Source organism: Alcanivorax sp. HI0007 (assembly GCF_001635525.1).
Taxonomy (GTDB): domain Bacteria; phylum Pseudomonadota; class Gammaproteobacteria; order Pseudomonadales; family Alcanivoracaceae; genus Alcanivorax.
The window spans coordinates 1-225 of sequence record NZ_LWEJ01000152.1; the positions used below are offsets into that span (position 1 = coordinate 1).

Annotated in this window: 1 pseudogene; it reads right to left on the bottom strand. The window is 58.2% G+C overall.

Annotated features, from left to right (window positions below):
- Nucleotides 1-225 (bottom strand): annotated as a pseudogene (locus A3714_RS18020) (acetyl-CoA hydrolase); the annotation flags it as partial.

Below are 225 nucleotides of genomic sequence, written 5' to 3' on the forward strand. Positions count from 1 at the left end.
CCGGCGCGCTTTGAGTAGAGGCATCAAATCCAGGGTCACTTCCGGATTACAGGAAAAGCTGTAGCGATCCGTGCCGTCTTCCTCCCGGTGCGCGAGCATCTGCGCCACCACATTGATTTGGCGTGCGTTGAGATCCCGGGCTACATGGGTGTAGTTACTGCTGATGTAATGCTGCTGGGCACTGTCGCTGCCCAGCATGCTGCCCGGCTGCACGAAGAACTCGAA